The sequence below is a fragment of the Pseudomonas sp. MCal1 genome (genome assembly GCF_026341415.1).
In the GTDB taxonomy this organism is placed as follows: domain Bacteria; phylum Pseudomonadota; class Gammaproteobacteria; order Pseudomonadales; family Pseudomonadaceae; genus Aquipseudomonas.
In genome coordinates this window covers 55,843-72,059 of record NZ_JAKUMP010000014.1, presented here as the reverse complement: position 1 = coordinate 72,059, position 16,217 = coordinate 55,843, and the positions used below count along the sequence as shown (strand labels likewise).

14 protein-coding genes and 1 pseudogene are annotated in these 16,217 nt (G+C 61.5%); 10 read left to right on the top strand and 5 right to left on the bottom strand.

Annotation, left to right across the window (positions count from 1 at the left end; all coding sequences use genetic code 11):
* Nucleotides 1-822 (top strand): shikimate dehydrogenase, encoded by an 822-nt coding sequence (gene aroE, locus MKZ87_RS22365; protein ID WP_085696589.1) that lies wholly within the window; start codon nucleotides 1-3, stop codon nucleotides 820-822.
* 7 nt (nucleotides 823-829) lie between these two features.
* On the opposite strand, the gene MKZ87_RS22360 is transcribed toward aroE, so the two are convergent.
* The 3 genes from MKZ87_RS22360 to betC form a co-directional block, all read right to left on the bottom strand.
* Nucleotides 830-2,398: a SulP family inorganic anion transporter gene (locus MKZ87_RS22360; RefSeq protein WP_266201997.1), complete on the bottom strand. Its 1,569-nt coding sequence runs from the start codon at nucleotides 2,396-2,398 to the stop codon at nucleotides 830-832.
* Between the two features lie 101 nt (nucleotides 2,399-2,499).
* On the bottom strand, nucleotides 2,500-3,417 hold the full coding sequence (choX, locus tag MKZ87_RS22355) for a choline ABC transporter substrate-binding protein (RefSeq protein WP_085696585.1): 918 nt from the start codon (nucleotides 3,415-3,417) through the stop codon (nucleotides 2,500-2,502).
* 16 nt (nucleotides 3,418-3,433) lie between these two features.
* Nucleotides 3,434-4,948, bottom strand: a complete 1,515-nt coding sequence (gene betC / locus MKZ87_RS22350; RefSeq protein ID WP_085696584.1) for a choline-sulfatase — start codon at nucleotides 4,946-4,948, stop codon at nucleotides 3,434-3,436.
* A 114-nt stretch (nucleotides 4,949-5,062) separates the two neighbouring features.
* On the opposite strand from betC, the gene MKZ87_RS22345 reads away from it, so the two are divergent.
* The gene (locus MKZ87_RS22345; protein WP_227234018.1) at nucleotides 5,063-6,013 is read left to right on the top strand and encodes a choline sulfate utilization transcriptional regulator; all 951 of its coding nucleotides are present in this window, start codon (nucleotides 5,063-5,065) and stop codon (nucleotides 6,011-6,013) included.
* Nucleotides 6,014-6,017: 4 nt separating this feature from the next.
* Here MKZ87_RS22345 and MKZ87_RS22340 read toward each other — a convergent pair whose 3' ends face one another.
* Entirely contained in the window at nucleotides 6,018-6,677 is a 660-nt protein-coding gene (locus MKZ87_RS22340; RefSeq protein ID WP_266201996.1) for an NAD(P)-dependent oxidoreductase, read from the bottom strand.
* 84 nt (nucleotides 6,678-6,761) lie between these two features.
* On the opposite strand from MKZ87_RS22340, the gene MKZ87_RS22335 reads away from it, so the two are divergent.
* Nucleotides 6,762-7,088 (top strand): DOPA 4,5-dioxygenase family protein, encoded by a 327-nt coding sequence (locus MKZ87_RS22335; protein WP_085696579.1) that lies wholly within the window; start codon nucleotides 6,762-6,764, stop codon nucleotides 7,086-7,088.
* A 12-nt stretch (nucleotides 7,089-7,100) separates the two neighbouring features.
* On the opposite strand, the pseudogene MKZ87_RS22330 reads toward MKZ87_RS22335, so the two are convergent.
* Nucleotides 7,101-7,202: pseudogene (locus tag MKZ87_RS22330) on the bottom strand (GFA family protein); the annotation flags it as partial.
* Nucleotides 7,203-7,526: 324 nt separating this feature from the next.
* Here MKZ87_RS22330 and MKZ87_RS22325 point away from each other — a divergent pair.
* The 7 genes from MKZ87_RS22325 (at nucleotide 7,527) to MKZ87_RS22295 (ending at nucleotide 16,216) form a co-directional block, all read left to right on the top strand.
* Nucleotides 7,527-8,834: a CitMHS family transporter gene (locus tag MKZ87_RS22325; protein ID WP_007954069.1), complete on the top strand. Its 1,308-nt coding sequence runs from the start codon at nucleotides 7,527-7,529 to the stop codon at nucleotides 8,832-8,834.
* Between the two features lie 71 nt (nucleotides 8,835-8,905).
* A complete protein-coding gene (locus MKZ87_RS22320; RefSeq protein ID WP_085696577.1) occupies nucleotides 8,906-9,673 on the top strand; it encodes a TerC family protein in 768 nt (255 codons plus the stop codon).
* Between the two features lie 214 nt (nucleotides 9,674-9,887).
* Complete coding sequence (locus tag MKZ87_RS22315; RefSeq protein ID WP_085696576.1) at nucleotides 9,888-11,546, top strand: Na/Pi cotransporter family protein; 1,659 nt, start codon at nucleotides 9,888-9,890, stop codon at nucleotides 11,544-11,546.
* 169 nt (nucleotides 11,547-11,715) lie between these two features.
* Nucleotides 11,716-13,107: a M16 family metallopeptidase gene (locus MKZ87_RS22310; RefSeq protein ID WP_085696574.1), complete on the top strand. Its 1,392-nt coding sequence runs from the start codon at nucleotides 11,716-11,718 to the stop codon at nucleotides 13,105-13,107.
* A 76-nt stretch (nucleotides 13,108-13,183) separates the two neighbouring features.
* On the top strand, nucleotides 13,184-14,212 hold the full coding sequence (locus MKZ87_RS22305; RefSeq protein WP_085696573.1) for a DUF5924 family protein: 1,029 nt from the start codon (nucleotides 13,184-13,186) through the stop codon (nucleotides 14,210-14,212).
* A 55-nt stretch (nucleotides 14,213-14,267) separates the two neighbouring features.
* A complete protein-coding gene (locus MKZ87_RS22300) occupies nucleotides 14,268-15,416 on the top strand; it encodes an ABC transporter permease (RefSeq protein WP_266201995.1) in 1,149 nt (382 codons plus the stop codon).
* Entirely contained in the window at nucleotides 15,413-16,216 is an 804-nt protein-coding gene (locus tag MKZ87_RS22295; protein WP_266201994.1) for an ABC transporter ATP-binding protein, read from the top strand. Before MKZ87_RS22300 ends, MKZ87_RS22295 begins: the two co-directional genes overlap by 4 nt.
* Nucleotide 16,217: the final 1 nt, after the last annotated feature.

Genomic DNA, 16,217 nt, shown 5'->3' with positions numbered 1-16,217 from the left:
ATGGATCGTTATGTCGTTTTCGGTAACCCGATCGGCCACAGCAAGTCGCCGATGATTCACAAACTGTTCGCCGAACAGACCGGGCAGAGCCTCGACTACAGCACGCTGCTGGCGCCGCTCGACGATTTTTCCGGCTGCGCCACGGCGTTTTTCCAGGAAGGTCGCGGCGCCAACGTGACCGTGCCGTTCAAGGAAGATGCCTATCGCCTGGCCAACAGCCTGACCGCCCGCGCCGAACGCGCGGGTGCGGTGAACACTTTGAGCAAACTGGCCGATGGCAGCCTGCTCGGCGATAACACCGACGGCGCCGGGCTGGTGCGGGATTTGACGGTCAACGCCGGGTTCAGCCTTACCGGCAAACGCATTCTGCTGCTCGGCGCCGGTGGCGCGGTGCGCGGTGCGCTGGAGCCGTTGCTGGCAGAAAAACCGGCCTCGGTGATCATCGCCAACCGCACAGTGGACAAGGCCGAGCTGCTGGCTGAACTGTTTTGTGATCTGGGGCCGGTGTCGGCCAGTGGTTACGACTGGTTGCGTGAACCAGTGGACGTGATCATCAACGCCACCTCCGCCAGCCTCACCGGCGATGTGCCGCCGATTGCCCCAAGCCTGATCGAACCCGGCAAAACGCTGTGCTACGACATGATGTACGGCAAGGAACCGACCGCGTTCTGCCGTTGGGCCAGCGAGCATGGCGCGGGCGTGGTGATGGACGGGTTGGGCATGCTGGCCGAACAGGCTGCCGAAGCCTTTTTCCTGTGGCGTGGCGTGCGTCCCGACACGGCGCCGGTTCTGGCGCAATTGCGTCGGCAGTTGGCGCTGTAAGGCGCCCTCAGTCCTCGAAGCGGATCGGGCACTTCTCCGGCCCTTCGAGCTTGCGTAATTCCTCCACCACCTGGGGGCGCGCCTGACGCAAGGTCAGGCTGCGATCCTGGCGCAGCAGGCGCCGGGCTTCCTGATGGAGCATTTCCACGCCTGAATAGTCGATGAAGTTGATCTGCTGCGCCTCGATCACCACCCGTGCGCCGTGCATTCGTTGCAAGCGCACTTGCAGGTAGTGGCTGGCGCCGAAAAAGATCGAACCGCCGACCCGCAGCACATCGTCTTCGCCATCGCGCCAATGCTGCACCCGGGGTTGGGAGGTGCGCTTGAGGTAGAAAAACAGCGAGGCCAGCACACCGGCATAGATCGCCGTCTGCAGTTCCAGCAGCAACGTGGCGATGCAGGTCAGGCTCATCACCACGAACTCGGCTCGACTGACCCGCAACAACGCACGAATGCCACGATGATCCACCAGTCCCCAGGCGATCAGCAGAATGCTGCCGGCCATGGCCGGGATCGGAATGTGCGCGATCAGCCCGGCACCGAAAATCGCGAACAACGCCACCCACAACGCCGAAAACACTCCGGCCAATGGCGAACAGGCCCCGGCCTCATAGCTCAGCCCGGAACGGGTGAACGAGCCGGCGGACAACGAGCCGGAAAAAAACGCACCGATAATGTTCGAAAGGCCCTGCGCGCGGACTTCCTGATTGGCATCGAGCAACTGTTGCGAGCGCGCGGATATCGAACGGGCAATCGACAGGCTGGTGACCAGCCCGAGCATGCCCACCGCCACGGCACTGGGCAGCAGGCGCAGGATCAGATCCATATCCAGCGGCAATCCACTGAACGGCGGCAGGCGCCCGGCAAACGCGCTGACCAATTGAACATGGCCGAACATCGCCGGCCACAGCCACACCACCAGACTGCCGAGCACCAGGGTCATCAACAACGTCGGCCAGCGCGGTAGCCATTGTTTGAGCAACGCACCGACCACCACCGTGGCGACACCGAGGAGCAGCGACGGTTTATCCACAGCCCCCAGATGGCGCAGCAGATCCATCAGGCTGTCCAGCGCCGTTGCCCTGGCCGGCAGATCCAGCCCCAGCAGGTTCGGCAATTGACCGATGGCGATCACCACCGCCGCGCCGAGGGTGAAACCCAGCACCACGGAGTGCGAGACGAAATTCACCAGCGCACCGAAGCGCAACAGGCCGAGCAGCCACTGGAAAATCCCGGCAAGGAAGGTCAGCAGCAGGATCAGGGTGATGTAGTCCTGTGACGCGGGCACCGCCAGTGGGCTGACGCTGGCAAACAGCACAATCGAAATGGCTGCCGTCGGCCCGCAGATCAGGTGCCATGACGAGCCCCACAGACAAGCGATCAATACCGGAACGATGGCGGCGTAGAGCCCGTATTCCGGTGGGAGACCGGCGATCAGGGCGTAGGCAATCGACTGGGGCAGCGCGAGAATCGCTCCGGTGAGGCCGACGACCAGGTCCCGCCCGACGCTGGCGCGGGTCTGCCGGGGCAGCCAGGTCAGGAAGGGGAAAAGTGAGCGAAGGCTGGGGAGGGCCATGGATCCTCTCGGGTGAAATTTTGCGCATTGTACGCAGTCCGGGACGCCGAGCGTCCATTGCGGCGTTCCCACGCAGAGCGTGGGAACGGTCGGCCGCGTAGTTACAATTTGGCTTTTACGGCTGGCAACGCATCTTTGCCGTCCACGGTTTTCACACCATCAAGCCACTTATCCAACACCCCCGGATTTGCCTTGATCCAGGCCTTCGCCGCATCGGCATTGCTGACCTTCTTGTTCACCACTTCAGCCATGATGCTGTTCTCCATCTCCTGAGTGAACGAAAGATTGGTCAGCAATTTACCCACATTCGGGCACGCCTCGGCGTAGCCCTTGCGGGTCAGGGTGTAGACGCTCCCCGTGTCGCCGAAGTATTTCTCGCCGCCCTTGAGGTAATGCATTTTCAGCTGCACGTTCATCGGATGCGGGGTCCAGCCCAGGAAGGTGACGAATTTCTGTTTCTTCACCGCCCGCGAGACTTCGGCCAGCATCGCCTGCTCGCTGGACTCGATCAGCTTCCACTGACCCATGTCGAAGTCGTTCTTCTTGATGATCTCTTGCAGCGAGATGTTCGCCGGCGCGCCGGAGCCGATGCCGTAGATCTTGCGCTCGAACTTGTCGGCGAATTTGTTCAGGTCGGCAAAGTTATGCACACCCGCATCCCACACATAATCCGGCACGGCCAGGGTGAATTCGGTGCCGTCAAGGTTCTTCGCCAGTTGCGTGACGTCGCCGGTGGCGACGAACTTGTCGTAGAAACCCTGCTGCGCCGGCATCCAGTTGCCGAGGAACACGTCGACCTGACCGTCCTTCAAACCACCGAAGGTGATCGGCACCGCGAGGGTGTCGACCTTGGCCTTGTAGCCCATGCCATCCAGCAGAAACCCGGTGATGGCGTTGGTCGCAGCGATGTCGCTCCAGCCGGGATCGGCCATTTTCACCGTGTCGCAGCTCTCGGCGAACGCGGATGCGCTGCCCAGTGCCAGCAGACTGACCGTCACGACTGTGGATAACTTGACCATGGACTTCCCCTTAACGTTATTGGTTTTGGCAGGGTTGTGGATAACGGGCCTTGCGCTCCAGGTCATCGAGGTCGATGTGGTTGCGCATGTACTGCTGACTGGCGTCTACCAGCGGCTGGTGATCCCAGCTCTTCAGCTTGCCGATCGTCAGTGCCTCGGCAACGAAACGCCGACGCCGCTGGCTTGCAAGTACATCGCGGTGAATCGCCGGGATGTCCCACTTGGCCCGCGCTTCGGCAAGAAAATCGTCGAACAGCTGGCGATGTTGCGGTGATTGGCTGAGTTCTTCCTGTTCGCGTGGATCGTTATCCACATCGAAGAGTAGGCAAGGGTCGGTTTCGCTGTAGATAAATTTGAAAGCGCCACGACGAATCATCATCAGTGGACTGACGGTACCCTCGGCCATGTATTCGCCAAACACTTCGTCGTGACCGCCCCGCCCTTGCAGGTGCGGCACCAGCGAACGGCCGTCCAGCGGCAGGTTCGGTTCCAGGCTGCCGCCCGCCAGTTCTACGAAAGTCGGCAGCAGATCGGCGGTGGACACCGCGGCGCTGATACGGCCGGATTTGAACTGTCCGGGTGCACTGATCAACAGGGGCACGCGCGCGGCCATTTCGAACCAGTGCATTTTGTACCAGAGGCCTTTCTCTCCCAGCATGTCGCCGTGGTCACCGGAGAACACGATGACGGTGTCGTCCATCAGCCCACAATCTTCAAGGGTTTGCAGGAGTTTGCCGACGTTGGCGTCGATATAGCTGCAAGCACCGAAGTATGCACGGCGTGCGTCGCGGATTTTATCCACAGGCAGCGGCTTGTCCCACAGGTCGTAGACTTTGAGCAGGCGCCGGGAGTGCGGATCAAGAGAATGCTGATCCGGCGTCGTCGGAAGCGGGATATCCGCATCGTCGTACAAATCCCAGAACGCCTTGGGAATCGTGTACGGGTCGTGGGGGTGAGTCATCGACACGGTCAGGCAGAACGGCTGGTCGCCGTCCTCGCGGATGTGATCGAACAGGTATTGCTGCGCCTTGAACACCACCTCTTCGTCGAAGTCGAGCTGATTGGTGCGCACGCACGGCCCGGCCTGCAGCACCGACGACATGTTGTGATACCAGCTCGGCCGCACGTCGGGCTCGTCCCAGTTCACCGCCCAGCCGTAGTCGGCGGGGTAGATATCGCTGGTCAGGCGCTCTTCGTAACCGTGCAGTTGATCGGGGCCGCAGAAGTGCATCTTGCCCGACAGCGCGGTGCGGTAACCGAGGCGGCGCAGGTAATGGGCGTAGGTGGGGATATCGGCGGGGAAATCGGCGGCGTTGTCGTAGGCGCCGATCTTGCTCGGCAACTGGCCACTGACCAGGGTGAAACGCGACGGCGCGCACAGCGGGCTGTTGCAGTACGCGGCATCGAACACCACGCCTTGTTCGGCGAGGCGGCTGAGATTCGGCAGTTTGATGGGCGACTGGCCGTAGAACGGCAACATTGGCGCGGCCATTTGATCGGCCATGATGAAAAGAATGTTCTTGCGCTTCATGTGATCGCGGCATTCCATAGTGAATATTTATGCGACATTGCTGCGATTGAGCATGGATTCCACGCAATATCCGGTAAAGCCCGCGCCGGACAATGACTAGGATAAGCACAGCTTATGTATGAAGCCCTCGGTGATTTGTCGCTGGATCTGCTGCGCGCCTTCGAGGTGGCGGCCCGTCATCGCAGTTTTACCGCTGCTGCGGTGGAACTTGGGACCACCCAACCGGCTATCAGTCAGCAAATCAAACGCCTGGAGGAACAGCTCGGAACGCGGCTGTTCGATCGCATCTACCGAGGCATCGAACTGACCGAGGTCGGCTCGATCCTGTTCGAGCAGGTTACCCTCGGTTTGCAGAATATCGACGCAGGATTAAGTGCAATCAGCACGCAGCAGCAACATGAAGTGCTGCAGGTCGCCACCGATTTCGCCTTCGCCGCGTACTGGCTGATGCCACGTCTGCACCGTTTCCATGAGGCTTATCCACAGGTGGATGTGAGCCTGGTCACCAGCGAACGCAATCACAATATGCTGCGCCCGGATATCGATGTTGCCGTGCTGTTCGGCGACGGTCGCTTCAAACAGGGCGAAAGTCACTGGCTGTTCAGCGAAGAAGTGTTTCCCGTGTGCAGCCCGCAGTTGCTCAGGGATCGCGCCCTGCCCTTGCCGGCCCAAGCATTGATGGAGTTTCCGCTGCTGCACCTGCGCGGAGAAAACAGCAGCAACTGGTTCAACTGGAGTGGCCTGTTCCGCGCGCTGAACATCATTACACCGCCGGCCCCGGGCCAGCTGCGCTTCGACAATTACACCTTGCTGATCCAAGCGGCGATTGGCGGTCAGGGCGTGGCGATCGGCTGGCGGCACCTTGTGGATAACTTATTAACCCAAGGGCTGTTGTGCCGGCCGATCGCCGAGACCACCCTGTCGCGCCTCGGTTATTACGTGGTGTTGCCGCAGCGCAAACGCCGGGGAGCATTGATCCAGACGTTCGTGGATTGGCTGATGGCCGAACAGGCCAGCAGCGCCGAGTCCCTGGCTGGACTGCCGTTGCCCTCGATTGCTGTGTAACGGATCAGGAAGCCGCAACAAAATCCACGTGCTGACGCAGATTCAGATTCAACCGCAGCTCATCGGAAATCCCCACAGCCACCCGGTTCAGGCGCTCCAACGGCTCGGCGAGACCCGGTTCAAGCGCGCGGCCGACCTGACTGAAATGCTCGATTGTCAGCCCGGCGACACTGCGCGGTGCATTGACCAGCGTCCAGTGCAGCGGGCTGCTTTGCAGGGCTTCGCGTATTTCCTTGGCGGCGTGGCGTTGCAACGGCTCGGCGTTTTCCGGATCGTCCAGTGCTTCGAATTCGCCAATGACAAACAGCCGCGAGACGTTCGCCGCCTGCAACCCGTCGATCAACGCATCCACCGCCAGGACCTGTTCCACCGGTCCCAGCACCACGGATTTCTCGACATGATCGCTGCTCAACGGCAGGCCCGGCGCATTGAGCAGGCAGATCACCACCGAGCTGCCGGCCACGCTCTGATGGACCCGTTCGGCGTCCAGCAGGTCGCCGCTTTTGGTGCGCAGCCCCGGTCGTGGCGCGAGCGCCGTCAGATCGTCGAGGATCGCGATGACTTCGTGCTGGCGGCGCAGCAGTTCAGCCATCAACGCGCTGCCCAGGCTACTCATGGCACCATAGAGCACCACTTTTACCACCGGGGTTTCGGCATTTTTCATGGCTGAGATCCCTTTTGTTTTCCCTTGTATGGCGTGTGACATACAGCCAACGCCAAGGGTTCGAATCGATACAGAGGGTTTGCGATGCAGACGATCAAGGGTTATCACGCCCACGTTTATTACGACGCCAGCACGATCGAACAGGCGCGAGCGCTGTGTGAGCAGGCGGCAACGCTGTTTCCATTGAAGATGGGCCGCGTGCATGAACGTCCGGTCGGCCCGCACCCGGACTGGAGCTGCCAGTTGGCCTTCGGCCCGGAGTTGATCGGCGATGTGCTGCCGTGGCTGGCGCTCAATCGCAAGGGGTTGGTGGTGTTCCTGCACCCGGACACCGGCGATGACTTGCTCGATCACACCGAACACGCGATCTGGATGGGCGCAATGCGGCCGCTGGACCTGTCTGTTTTTTGATCAGATGGTTTCTTTACTGATCGAACAATGACAGTCGGCGATGTCGTGAAACGCTCCGCTGAACTGATAGCGGATATGTCCGCAATGGCAGGCACCGCTGTGTAATTCAGTCATCGACCTGCCCTCCGCTTCCCGTGTTCATTGACTCCAGTCGCATCCGACGGCCGGTTGGTCGTTCGCATCGAAGCTTTCAGCTGCGAAAGCTGGCTGAAAGGTTGCCCCATTAGGATCGCCGCCACTACCGGCAACAGACCGGTTGGCCAATGCGTGTGATTGCTCGCACGACAGGCCCAATTAACAACAACAATGGTGATTCTGATGTTCTCTGCAACCCGCCTCCTCGCTGCAACTCCGCCCGTACGTCTCGTGCTTCCCGTTCTGCGCTGATCCCGCCCGATCCGCTCACTTACCTAGCCGCGCTACGCCTGGAGTATTCCCATGCTGACTTTCCTTGGCTTCGCCATGGTCATCACGTTCATGTTCCTGATCATGACCAAGCGCCTGTCTGCGCTGATCGCTCTGATCATCATCCCGATCCTGTTCGCCTTGTTCGGTGGTTTCGCCCCGAAGATCGGCCCGATGATGCTCGAAGGTATTACCAAGCTTGCGCCGACCGGCGTGATGCTGATGTTCGCGATTCTGTATTTCGCCCTGATGATCGACTCCGGCCTGTTCGACCCGGCCGTGCGCAAGATCCTCAAACTGGTCAAGGGCGACCCGCTGAAAGTTTCGGTCGGCACCGCCGTACTGGCGCTCGTCGTTTCCCTCGATGGTGACGGCGCGACCACTTACATGATCTGCGTGGCCGCCATGCTGCCGCTGTACAGCCGCATCGGCATGAGCCCGCGGATCATGGCCGGCCTGATCATCCTCGCCGGCGGCGTGATGAACATGACGCCATGGGGTGGCCCGACCGCCCGTGCCGCGAGTGCGCTGCATGTGGACCCGTCGGACATTTTCGTGCCGATGATCCCGGCGATGGCTGCCGGTGTGGTGGCGATCCTGATCATTGCCTACTTCTATGGCAAACGTGAGCGTGCGCGTCTGGGTGAGCTGCACCTGATCGGCGACGAAATCGATCACAGCGAAATCAGCGTCTCGCAATTCCCGGATGCCCGCCGTCCGAAACTGATCTGGTTCAACGGTCTGCTGACCCTGGCCCTGATGTGCACCCTGATCGCCGGCCTGCTGCCGCTGCCGGTGCTGTTCATGGTGGCGTTCAGTATTGCCATGATCGTCAACTACCCTTGCCTGCAAATGCAGAAAGATCGCGTCGCGGCCCACGCCGGCAGCGTGCTGTCGGTGGTCAGTCTGATCTTCGCGGCGGGCATTTTCACCGGTATCCTGTCGGGCACCGGCATGGTCGACGCGATGTCGAAAAGCCTGCTGGCGGTGATCCCTGATTTCCTCGGCCCTTACCTGGCGGTGATCACGGCGCTGGTGAGCATGCCGTTCACGTTCTTCATGTCGAACGACGCGTTCTACTACGGTGTGCTGCCGGTGCTGTCGGAAGCGGCCAGCCATTACGGCATCACCGCAGTGGAAATGGCCCGTGCCTCGATCGTCGGTCAACCGGTTCACCTGCTGAGCCCACTGGTGCCGTCAACGTACCTGCTGGTCGCACTGGCGGGCATCGAGTTCGGCGATCACCAGCGTTTCACCCTGAAGTGGGCAGTGCTGGTCTGCCTGTGCATACTGGTCGCCGCCTTGCTGTTGGGGACTTTCCCGCTGTTCAGCACGTTGTAACGGCACCAAACTCACCAGGACGCCAGCTGATTGCTGGCGTCCTGGTTTAACACTCGCTCAAAGGAATACACATGGAATGGCTGACCAACCCTGAGATCTGGGTTGCCTTCTTCACCCTGACCGCCCTGGAGATCGTCCTGGGCATCGATAACATCATCATGATTTCGATCCTGGTCAGCCGCATGCCCAAACACATGCAGCAGCGCACCCGGATCTTCGGTCTTGGCCTGGCCATGATCACGCGGATCCTGCTGCTGCTGTCGATCACCTGGGTCATGCGCCTCACCGCCGACCTGTTCGAAGTGTTCGGCCAGGGCATTTCCGGTCGCGACCTGATCCTGTTCTTCGGTGGCCTGTTCCTGCTGTGGAAAAGCTCCCAGGAGATGTACCACGCGCTGGAAGGTGAAGACGAAGCCGGCGACGAGCCTTCGGGCAAGGGCGGCAACTTCCTCTACACCATCATCCAGATCGCGATCATCGACATCGTGTTTTCGCTGGACTCGGTCATCACGGCGGTTGGCATGGTGTCTCATGTGCCGGTGATGGTCGCGGCGATTATCGTTGCGGTACTGGTGATGATGGCGGCCTCGGGCAAGATCAGCGAATTCATCGACAAGCACCCGTCGCTGAAAATGCTCGCGCTGTCGTTCCTGCTGGTGGTCGGCACCGTGCTGATCGCCGAGTCGTTCGACGTGCACGTACCGAAAGGCTACGTCTACTTCGCCATGGCGTTCTCGCTGGCGGTCGAAGCGATCAACATCAAGATGCGTACCGCGATTGCCCGCAAGAAGAAACAGCAGGATCCGGTGAAACTGCGCAAGGATATTCCGGGTCAGTAACCCGAACATTGCACGAAAGATCAAAGGGCCTTCGGGCCCTTTTTTCATGGCCGCGTGAATCTGTTTTCATGACACTTTTGTTTCAATCCCCGCTTTAGCTGTGCAATGCTGGCGCCCAGACCGTTAGCCAACTACAGCTTAAGTATCAGAACGTAGAAATTGCGCGGTACCGTCAACTTGCCCCTCTGGGGCGCTGCTATTACGGGGGGTCTGCATGCTCACCCTGCTCAATCTGCTCTCTGCCGTGGCCCTGTTGATCTGGGGCACGCACATCGTTCGAACCGGCATCCTGCGGGTGTACGGCACCAACCTGCGCCACGTGATCGGCCAGAACATGTCCAGGCGCTGGCTGGCCTTTGTCGCCGGCATTGTCGTCACCGCGATGGTGCAGAGCAGTAACGCCACCGCCATGCTCGTGACGTCTTTCGTCGGTCAGGGCCTGATGGCGTTGACCCCGGCCCTGGCGACCATGCTGGGTGCCGACGTCGGTACGGCGCTGATGGCGCGGGTGCTGACGTTCGATCTGTCGTGGCTGTCGCCGCTGCTGATTTTCCTCGGGGTGATTTTCTTTCTGTCGCGCAAACAGACGCGGCTCGGGCAGATGGGCCGCGTGGCCATCGGGTTGGGGCTGATCATTCTGGCGCTGCAATTGATCGTCGAGGCCGCCGCGCCGATCACCCATGCCCAAGGGGTGAAGGTGATTTTCGCCTCGCTGACCGGCGATATCCTGCTCGACGCCCTGGTCGGCGCGCTGTTCGCGATGATTTCCTACTCAAGCCTCGCCGCCGTGCTGCTGACCGCCACGCTCGCCGGCGCTGCGGTGATCAGTCTGCCGGTGGCGATCGGTCTGGTGATCGGCGCCAACATCGGCAGCGGCGTGCTGGCGTTCATGAGCACCAGCATGCAGAACGCCGCCGGCCGGCAAGTGGCGCTGGGCAGTCTGCTGTACAAACTGATCGGGTTGCTGTTGATCATTCCGGTACTCGACCCGCTGGTGCACTGGATCGACAGCCTGGATTTCAGCCCGCAGGAAATGGTCATCGGCTTCCATCTGCTCTACAACACCGCGCGCTGCCTGATCCTGCTGCCGAGCGTCGGGCCGATGGCGCGGCTGTGCGCCTGGCTGCTCCCGGAGCGCCCGGAGGTCAACGGTACCGCCAAGCCGCGTCATCTGGATGCGACGGCATTGGTCACGCCGAGCCTGGCGCTGGCCAACGCTGCCCGGGAAACCCTGCGCATTGGCGACCTGATCGACAACATGCTCGACGCGACCCTCGACGTGTTGCGCGGCAAGCAGACCGCCGTCACCCAGGAAATGCGCAAGCTGACCGATGACGTCGAAGCGCTGTACAGCGCGATCAAGCTGTATCTGGCGCAGATGCCCCGCGAAGATCTCGGCGAACAGGACAGTCGGCGCTGGGCTGAGATCATTGAGCTTGCGATCAACCTCAAACTCGCCAGCGACCTGATTGAACGCATGCTGCGCAAAGTGCAGCAGCAGAAGACTTCGCAACGCCGGTCGTTTTCCGAGGACGGGCTGGAAGAACTGGCCGGTCTGCAGCAGCAATTGATCGCCAATCTGCGGCTGGGATTGTCCGTGTTCCTCAGCGGCGACAAGGAAAGCGCCCGTCAGTTGCTGCGCGAGAAACGTCGTTTTCGCGCACAGGAACGGCGTCTGGCCCACGCCCATGTCAGCCGGTTGCAACGTAAGGTCGTGCAGAGTATCGAGACCAGTTCGTTGCACCTGGAGTTGATTGCCGACATGAAACGCCTGAACTCGCTGTTCTGCAGCAGTGCCTACGTGGTGCTGGAAACTTCCGATACCGGCGCGTTGGCGGCGGACGATATGGCAGACATCACGCATTCGCCTTGAACGTCTGGGGTTGTGGTCAGTCAGTAACTCAGAGTTCAGTCTCCAGGGCGCCTTCGCGAGCAAGCTCGCTCCCACAAAGGAATGCATTTCAAATGTGGGAGCGAGCTTGCTCGCGAAAGCGATCTGACTGACGACACGGATCTCCAATTCAGCCGTATGGAAGCTCGTTATGCGTTGCCTGTTGTTCGCCTGTCTGTTGCTCGGTTCCCTGCCCGCCTTCGCCCTGGATCGTTTTCAGGTCGAAGGCTATGCGTTGCCCAATGGTTTGCAGTTGCTGCTCAAGCCCGGCACCGAGCGTGGGCACGTGGCGATCCGCTTGGTGATCGGTGTCGGGCTCGACGACTTCGATTGCAATGAAAAGGAGCTGCCGCACCTGCTCGAACACTTGCTGTTCAGCGGCATCGACGCCACCGGCGAAGGTGGCCTCGAAGAGCGCATGCAGGCCCTCGGCGGTGACTGGAACGCCTTCACCAGCAACGCCGACACCACCTTCGTCATCGAAGCCCCGGCGAAAAACCAGCGCAAGGTCCTCGATCTGCTGCTGGACCTGCTGACCCAGACCCGCTTCGACGACAACGCGATCAACGCCGCCAAACGGGTGGTCGAGCGCGAGGACGGCGGTCATTACACCCGGCTGCAACGCTTTCTCGATCGGCAGGATCTGGGCCACACCGCCAGCAATCAACTGGCGGTCGAACTGGGCCTCAAATGCCCGCAGCGGGCCGAAGTCGATGGCCTGACCCGCGAGCAGCTGGAGAAAGTACGCAAGGCCTGGTACGCGCCGAACAACATGACCCTGATCGTCGTCGGTGACCTCGACAAGTTGCTGCCGGCCTATCTGGAACGCGCGTGGGGCGCGCTGGAAGCGGTCGAACCGAGCGAACACCGTCCGTTGCCGGACATCCGCGCCAGTGCCGCTCACGAACGCACGATCACTCGCGGCTTCATCGGCAACAGCGCCAAGCTGCACTGGCTGGTGCCGGAGCCGGTGCTGGACGATCAGTACGACGAAACCTTCGATCTGCTCAAGGAATACCTGGAGTGGGCGCTGTACCGCCAATTGCGCCTGAACCACGGTTTGTCCTACGGGCCGTGGGCCGAGCGCGAAGTGTTTGGCGGTGTCGGTTTCATGAGCCTGAACGCCGATCTGGATCGCGCTGACATTGCCGAAGCCGAACAAGTGCTGGAAGACCTCAAGGCCGACCTGCTGAAAAACGGCCTCGATGCCGACACCTTCAATCGCTTGAAACAAGCCGCCATCGCCCATCAGGCCTGGGCCGTGCAAGGCACCAGCGCCTTGGCCGACTATTACTGGAGCGCCCTGGGCGACTACGAGGATGGTCGCTTCGCCGATCCTGCGCGGGAGCTGCAAGGCGTGACGCTGGAGGCGGCGAACAAGGCCATGCGCGAGTTGCTGCTGCAACCGGGTTATCTGCGCATCGAGAAACCGCTGCTCAGCGACGATCAGGTGTTGTGGCTGCTGGCGGGCGGATTGGGCGTGCTGGTGCTGATTCTGCTCGGCTGGCGCCTGCATCGGCGCAAGTCCGTGCATCCGGATTGACCGGCAGCCTCGCCACGCGGCCCGGCGGGCGCTACTCTGTCGAGGTTTTTTTCCTATCCAGTCGTGAACCGCCCACATGTCTAAATTGACCCTCCTGATCCAGCGCATTCTCGAACTGATGAAGCGCTACCCCGGGGTTATTGCGCTCGGCGGATTCATCTCCGGGGTCGGCAGTTTCATTCTGGTCGACCGGCAACAGGGGCTGGCGAGCTGGATCACCACGATCATGCTGCTGAGCTGGATCTGGCTGATGCTGGAAAACAGCCTGACCCAGCTGTTCACGCGGATCTTCAAACGGGAAATCCCCCAGCCGCTGCTGCGTTACGCGACGCAGATGATCCACCAGGAAAGCCTGTTTTTCGTCCTGCCGTTCTTCTTCATCACCACCACGTGGAACAGCGGCCAGCTGTTTTTCACCGGGCTGCTGTGCATCGCGGCGCTGATTTCGATCATCGACCCGCTCTACTACAAGTGGCTGGCGCCAAGGCGCTGGGCGTTTCTCGCGCTGCACACCCTGACCCTTTTCGCCGCCCTGCTCACGGCGCTGCCGGTGATCATGCACCTGACTACCTCGCAGAGTTTCAAATGGGCGCTGGGGATTGCGGTGGTGCTGTCGTTCCCGAGCCTGGCGTCGATCTTCCCGATCCGCACTGTGCGCAATGCGCTGGCGATCCTCAGCATCACCATCGGGATCGGCGGTGTGGGCTGGGTCCTGCGTTCGTGGGTGCCACCGGCAACGCTGTGGATGACTGACGTGGCGATCAGCACTCAGGTGCAGGACCGGGTTCCGGGCGACAGCCTCAAGGAAGTCAGCGCCGAGCAGATCCGTGGCGGCGGGCTATATGCCTACACCGCAATCAACGCGCCGCGCGGGCTCGATGAGCGGATTTATCACGTGTGGCAGTTCAACGGTAAAGAGGTCGACCGCATCGCTCTCGATATCCACGGCGGGCGCAAGGAAGGCTATCGGGCCTGGACCCACAAACAGAATTTCCCCGGCAACCCGGCGGGCAAATGGCAGGTGCGGGTGTTGACCGAAGACGGTCAGGTGATCGGCGTGCTGCGCTTCGAGGTCAAGGACAGCACACCGACCAAAGAAAAGTAACCGGGTTCGTGCTATTACGTATGCCAGCGTATTCAGCCGAACAAGCCCGGAGCTTATGACCAGCAGCCCAATGACCGGCAGTGCCCGCCTGGACACCTCGATCACCCCTGCCCGCCTGCGGGTTACCGGGGACTGGACGCTTGCCCATTACGCCGACCTCAAGCAACTGAGCGAAACGCTCCACGGCCAGTACGACGCCAACACGCCCATCGATCTCAACGGTCTCGGCGCCCTCGACACCGCCGGCGCGTCGCTGCTGGTGGAACTGCTCGGCTCGGAGCGGCTGGGCAAGTCCGCCGAACACCCCGATTGCACGCTTTCCAGCGCCGACCGCGCCTTGCTGCAAACCGTGTATCGCTCGCTGACCGACTTCTGCGTGCCGATCAAGGAACCGGAAATCAGCGTCAGCGTGCAATTGCTGACGCGCATCGGCCGGGCTGTCGACGCGGTCTGGCAAGACACGCTGCAACTGCTCGGGTTCGTCGGCCTGATCCTCGAAACCATCACTCGCAGTCTGTTCCGGCCCAGGCGCTGGCGGATTACGCCGATGATCGCCCATATCGAACAGACCGGCCTCGACGCCGCGCCCATCGTCGCGTTGCTGACCTTTCTGGTGGGCGCCGTGGTGGCGTTTCTCGGGGCGACGGTGCTGGCCAGTTTCGGTGCCAGCGTGTTCACCGTGGATCTGGTGGGTTTCGCCTTCCTGCGGGAATTCGGCGTGTTGCTTACGGCGATCCTGATGGCCGGCCGTACCGCCAGTGCCTTTACCGCGCAGATCGGCTCGATGAAGGCCAACGAAGAAATCGACGCGATCCGCACACTCGGCCTCGACCCCATGGAATTGCTGGTGGTGCCGCGGGTGCTGGCGCTGCTGGTGGCGCTGCCGATGCTGACCTTTCTGGCGATGATCTGCGGGATCGTCGGCGGCGCGGTGGTCTGCGCGGTGTCGCTGGATATTTCGCCGGCGATGTTCCTGTCGCTGCTGCAAAGCGACATAGGGATTCAACATTTCCTGGTGGGCCTGGTCAAAGCCCCGATCTTTGCCTTCCTGATTGCCGCCATCGGTTGTCTGGAGGGCTTCAAGGTCAGCGGCAGCGCCGAATCGGTCGGCGCCCACACCACTTCGAGCGTGGTGCAATCGATTTTCGTGGTGATCGTGCTCGACGCGGTCGCCGCGCTGTTTTTCATGGAGATGGGCTGGTGAGTCGTCTACCCCGCGCGCCCTCCGAGGCGGTGATCGAAGTCCGTGGCCTGTGCAATCGCTTCGGCCGCCAGAGCGTGCACGAGAATCTCGACCTCGACTTATACAAGGGCGAGATCCTGGCCGTGGTCGGCGGCTCCGGCAGCGGTAAATCGGTGCTGCTGCGCAGCATCGTCGGCTTGCGCCAACCGAGCGAGGGCGCGGTCAAGGTGTTCGGTCAGAACCTGCCGAGCCTGGCGGAGCATGAGCGTTCCTTGATTGAACGGCGTTTCGGTGTGCTGTTCCAGAAAGGCGCGCTGTTCTCGTCGTTGACGGTGACCGAGAACGTCGCCCTGCCGCTTATTGAACACGCCGGTCTGAGCCGCGATGACGCCGAGCATCTGGCGGCGGTGAAGCTGGCGCTGGCCGGGCTGCCGCTGTCGGCGGCGGACAAATACCCCGCCTCGCTGTCCGGCGGCATGATCAAGCGTGCGGCACTGGCCCGGGCGCTGGCGCTGGACCCGGACATCCTGTTTCTCGACGAACCCACCGCCGGCCTCGATCCGATTGGCGCGGCGCAGTTCGACCAATTGATCCTGACCCTGCGCGACGCGCTCGGCCTGAGCGTGTTTCTGGTGACCCACGACCTCGACACGCTCTACACCATCACCGACCGCGTCGCGGTACTCGCGCAGAAGAAGGTGCTGGTGGCCGGTCCCATCGATGTGGTCTCGGAAACCGACGACGCGTGGATTCACGAATACTTCCACGGCCCTCGCGGCCGCTCGGCGCTGGACGCCGCCAAACAGCTCAACGAGGTCTGAC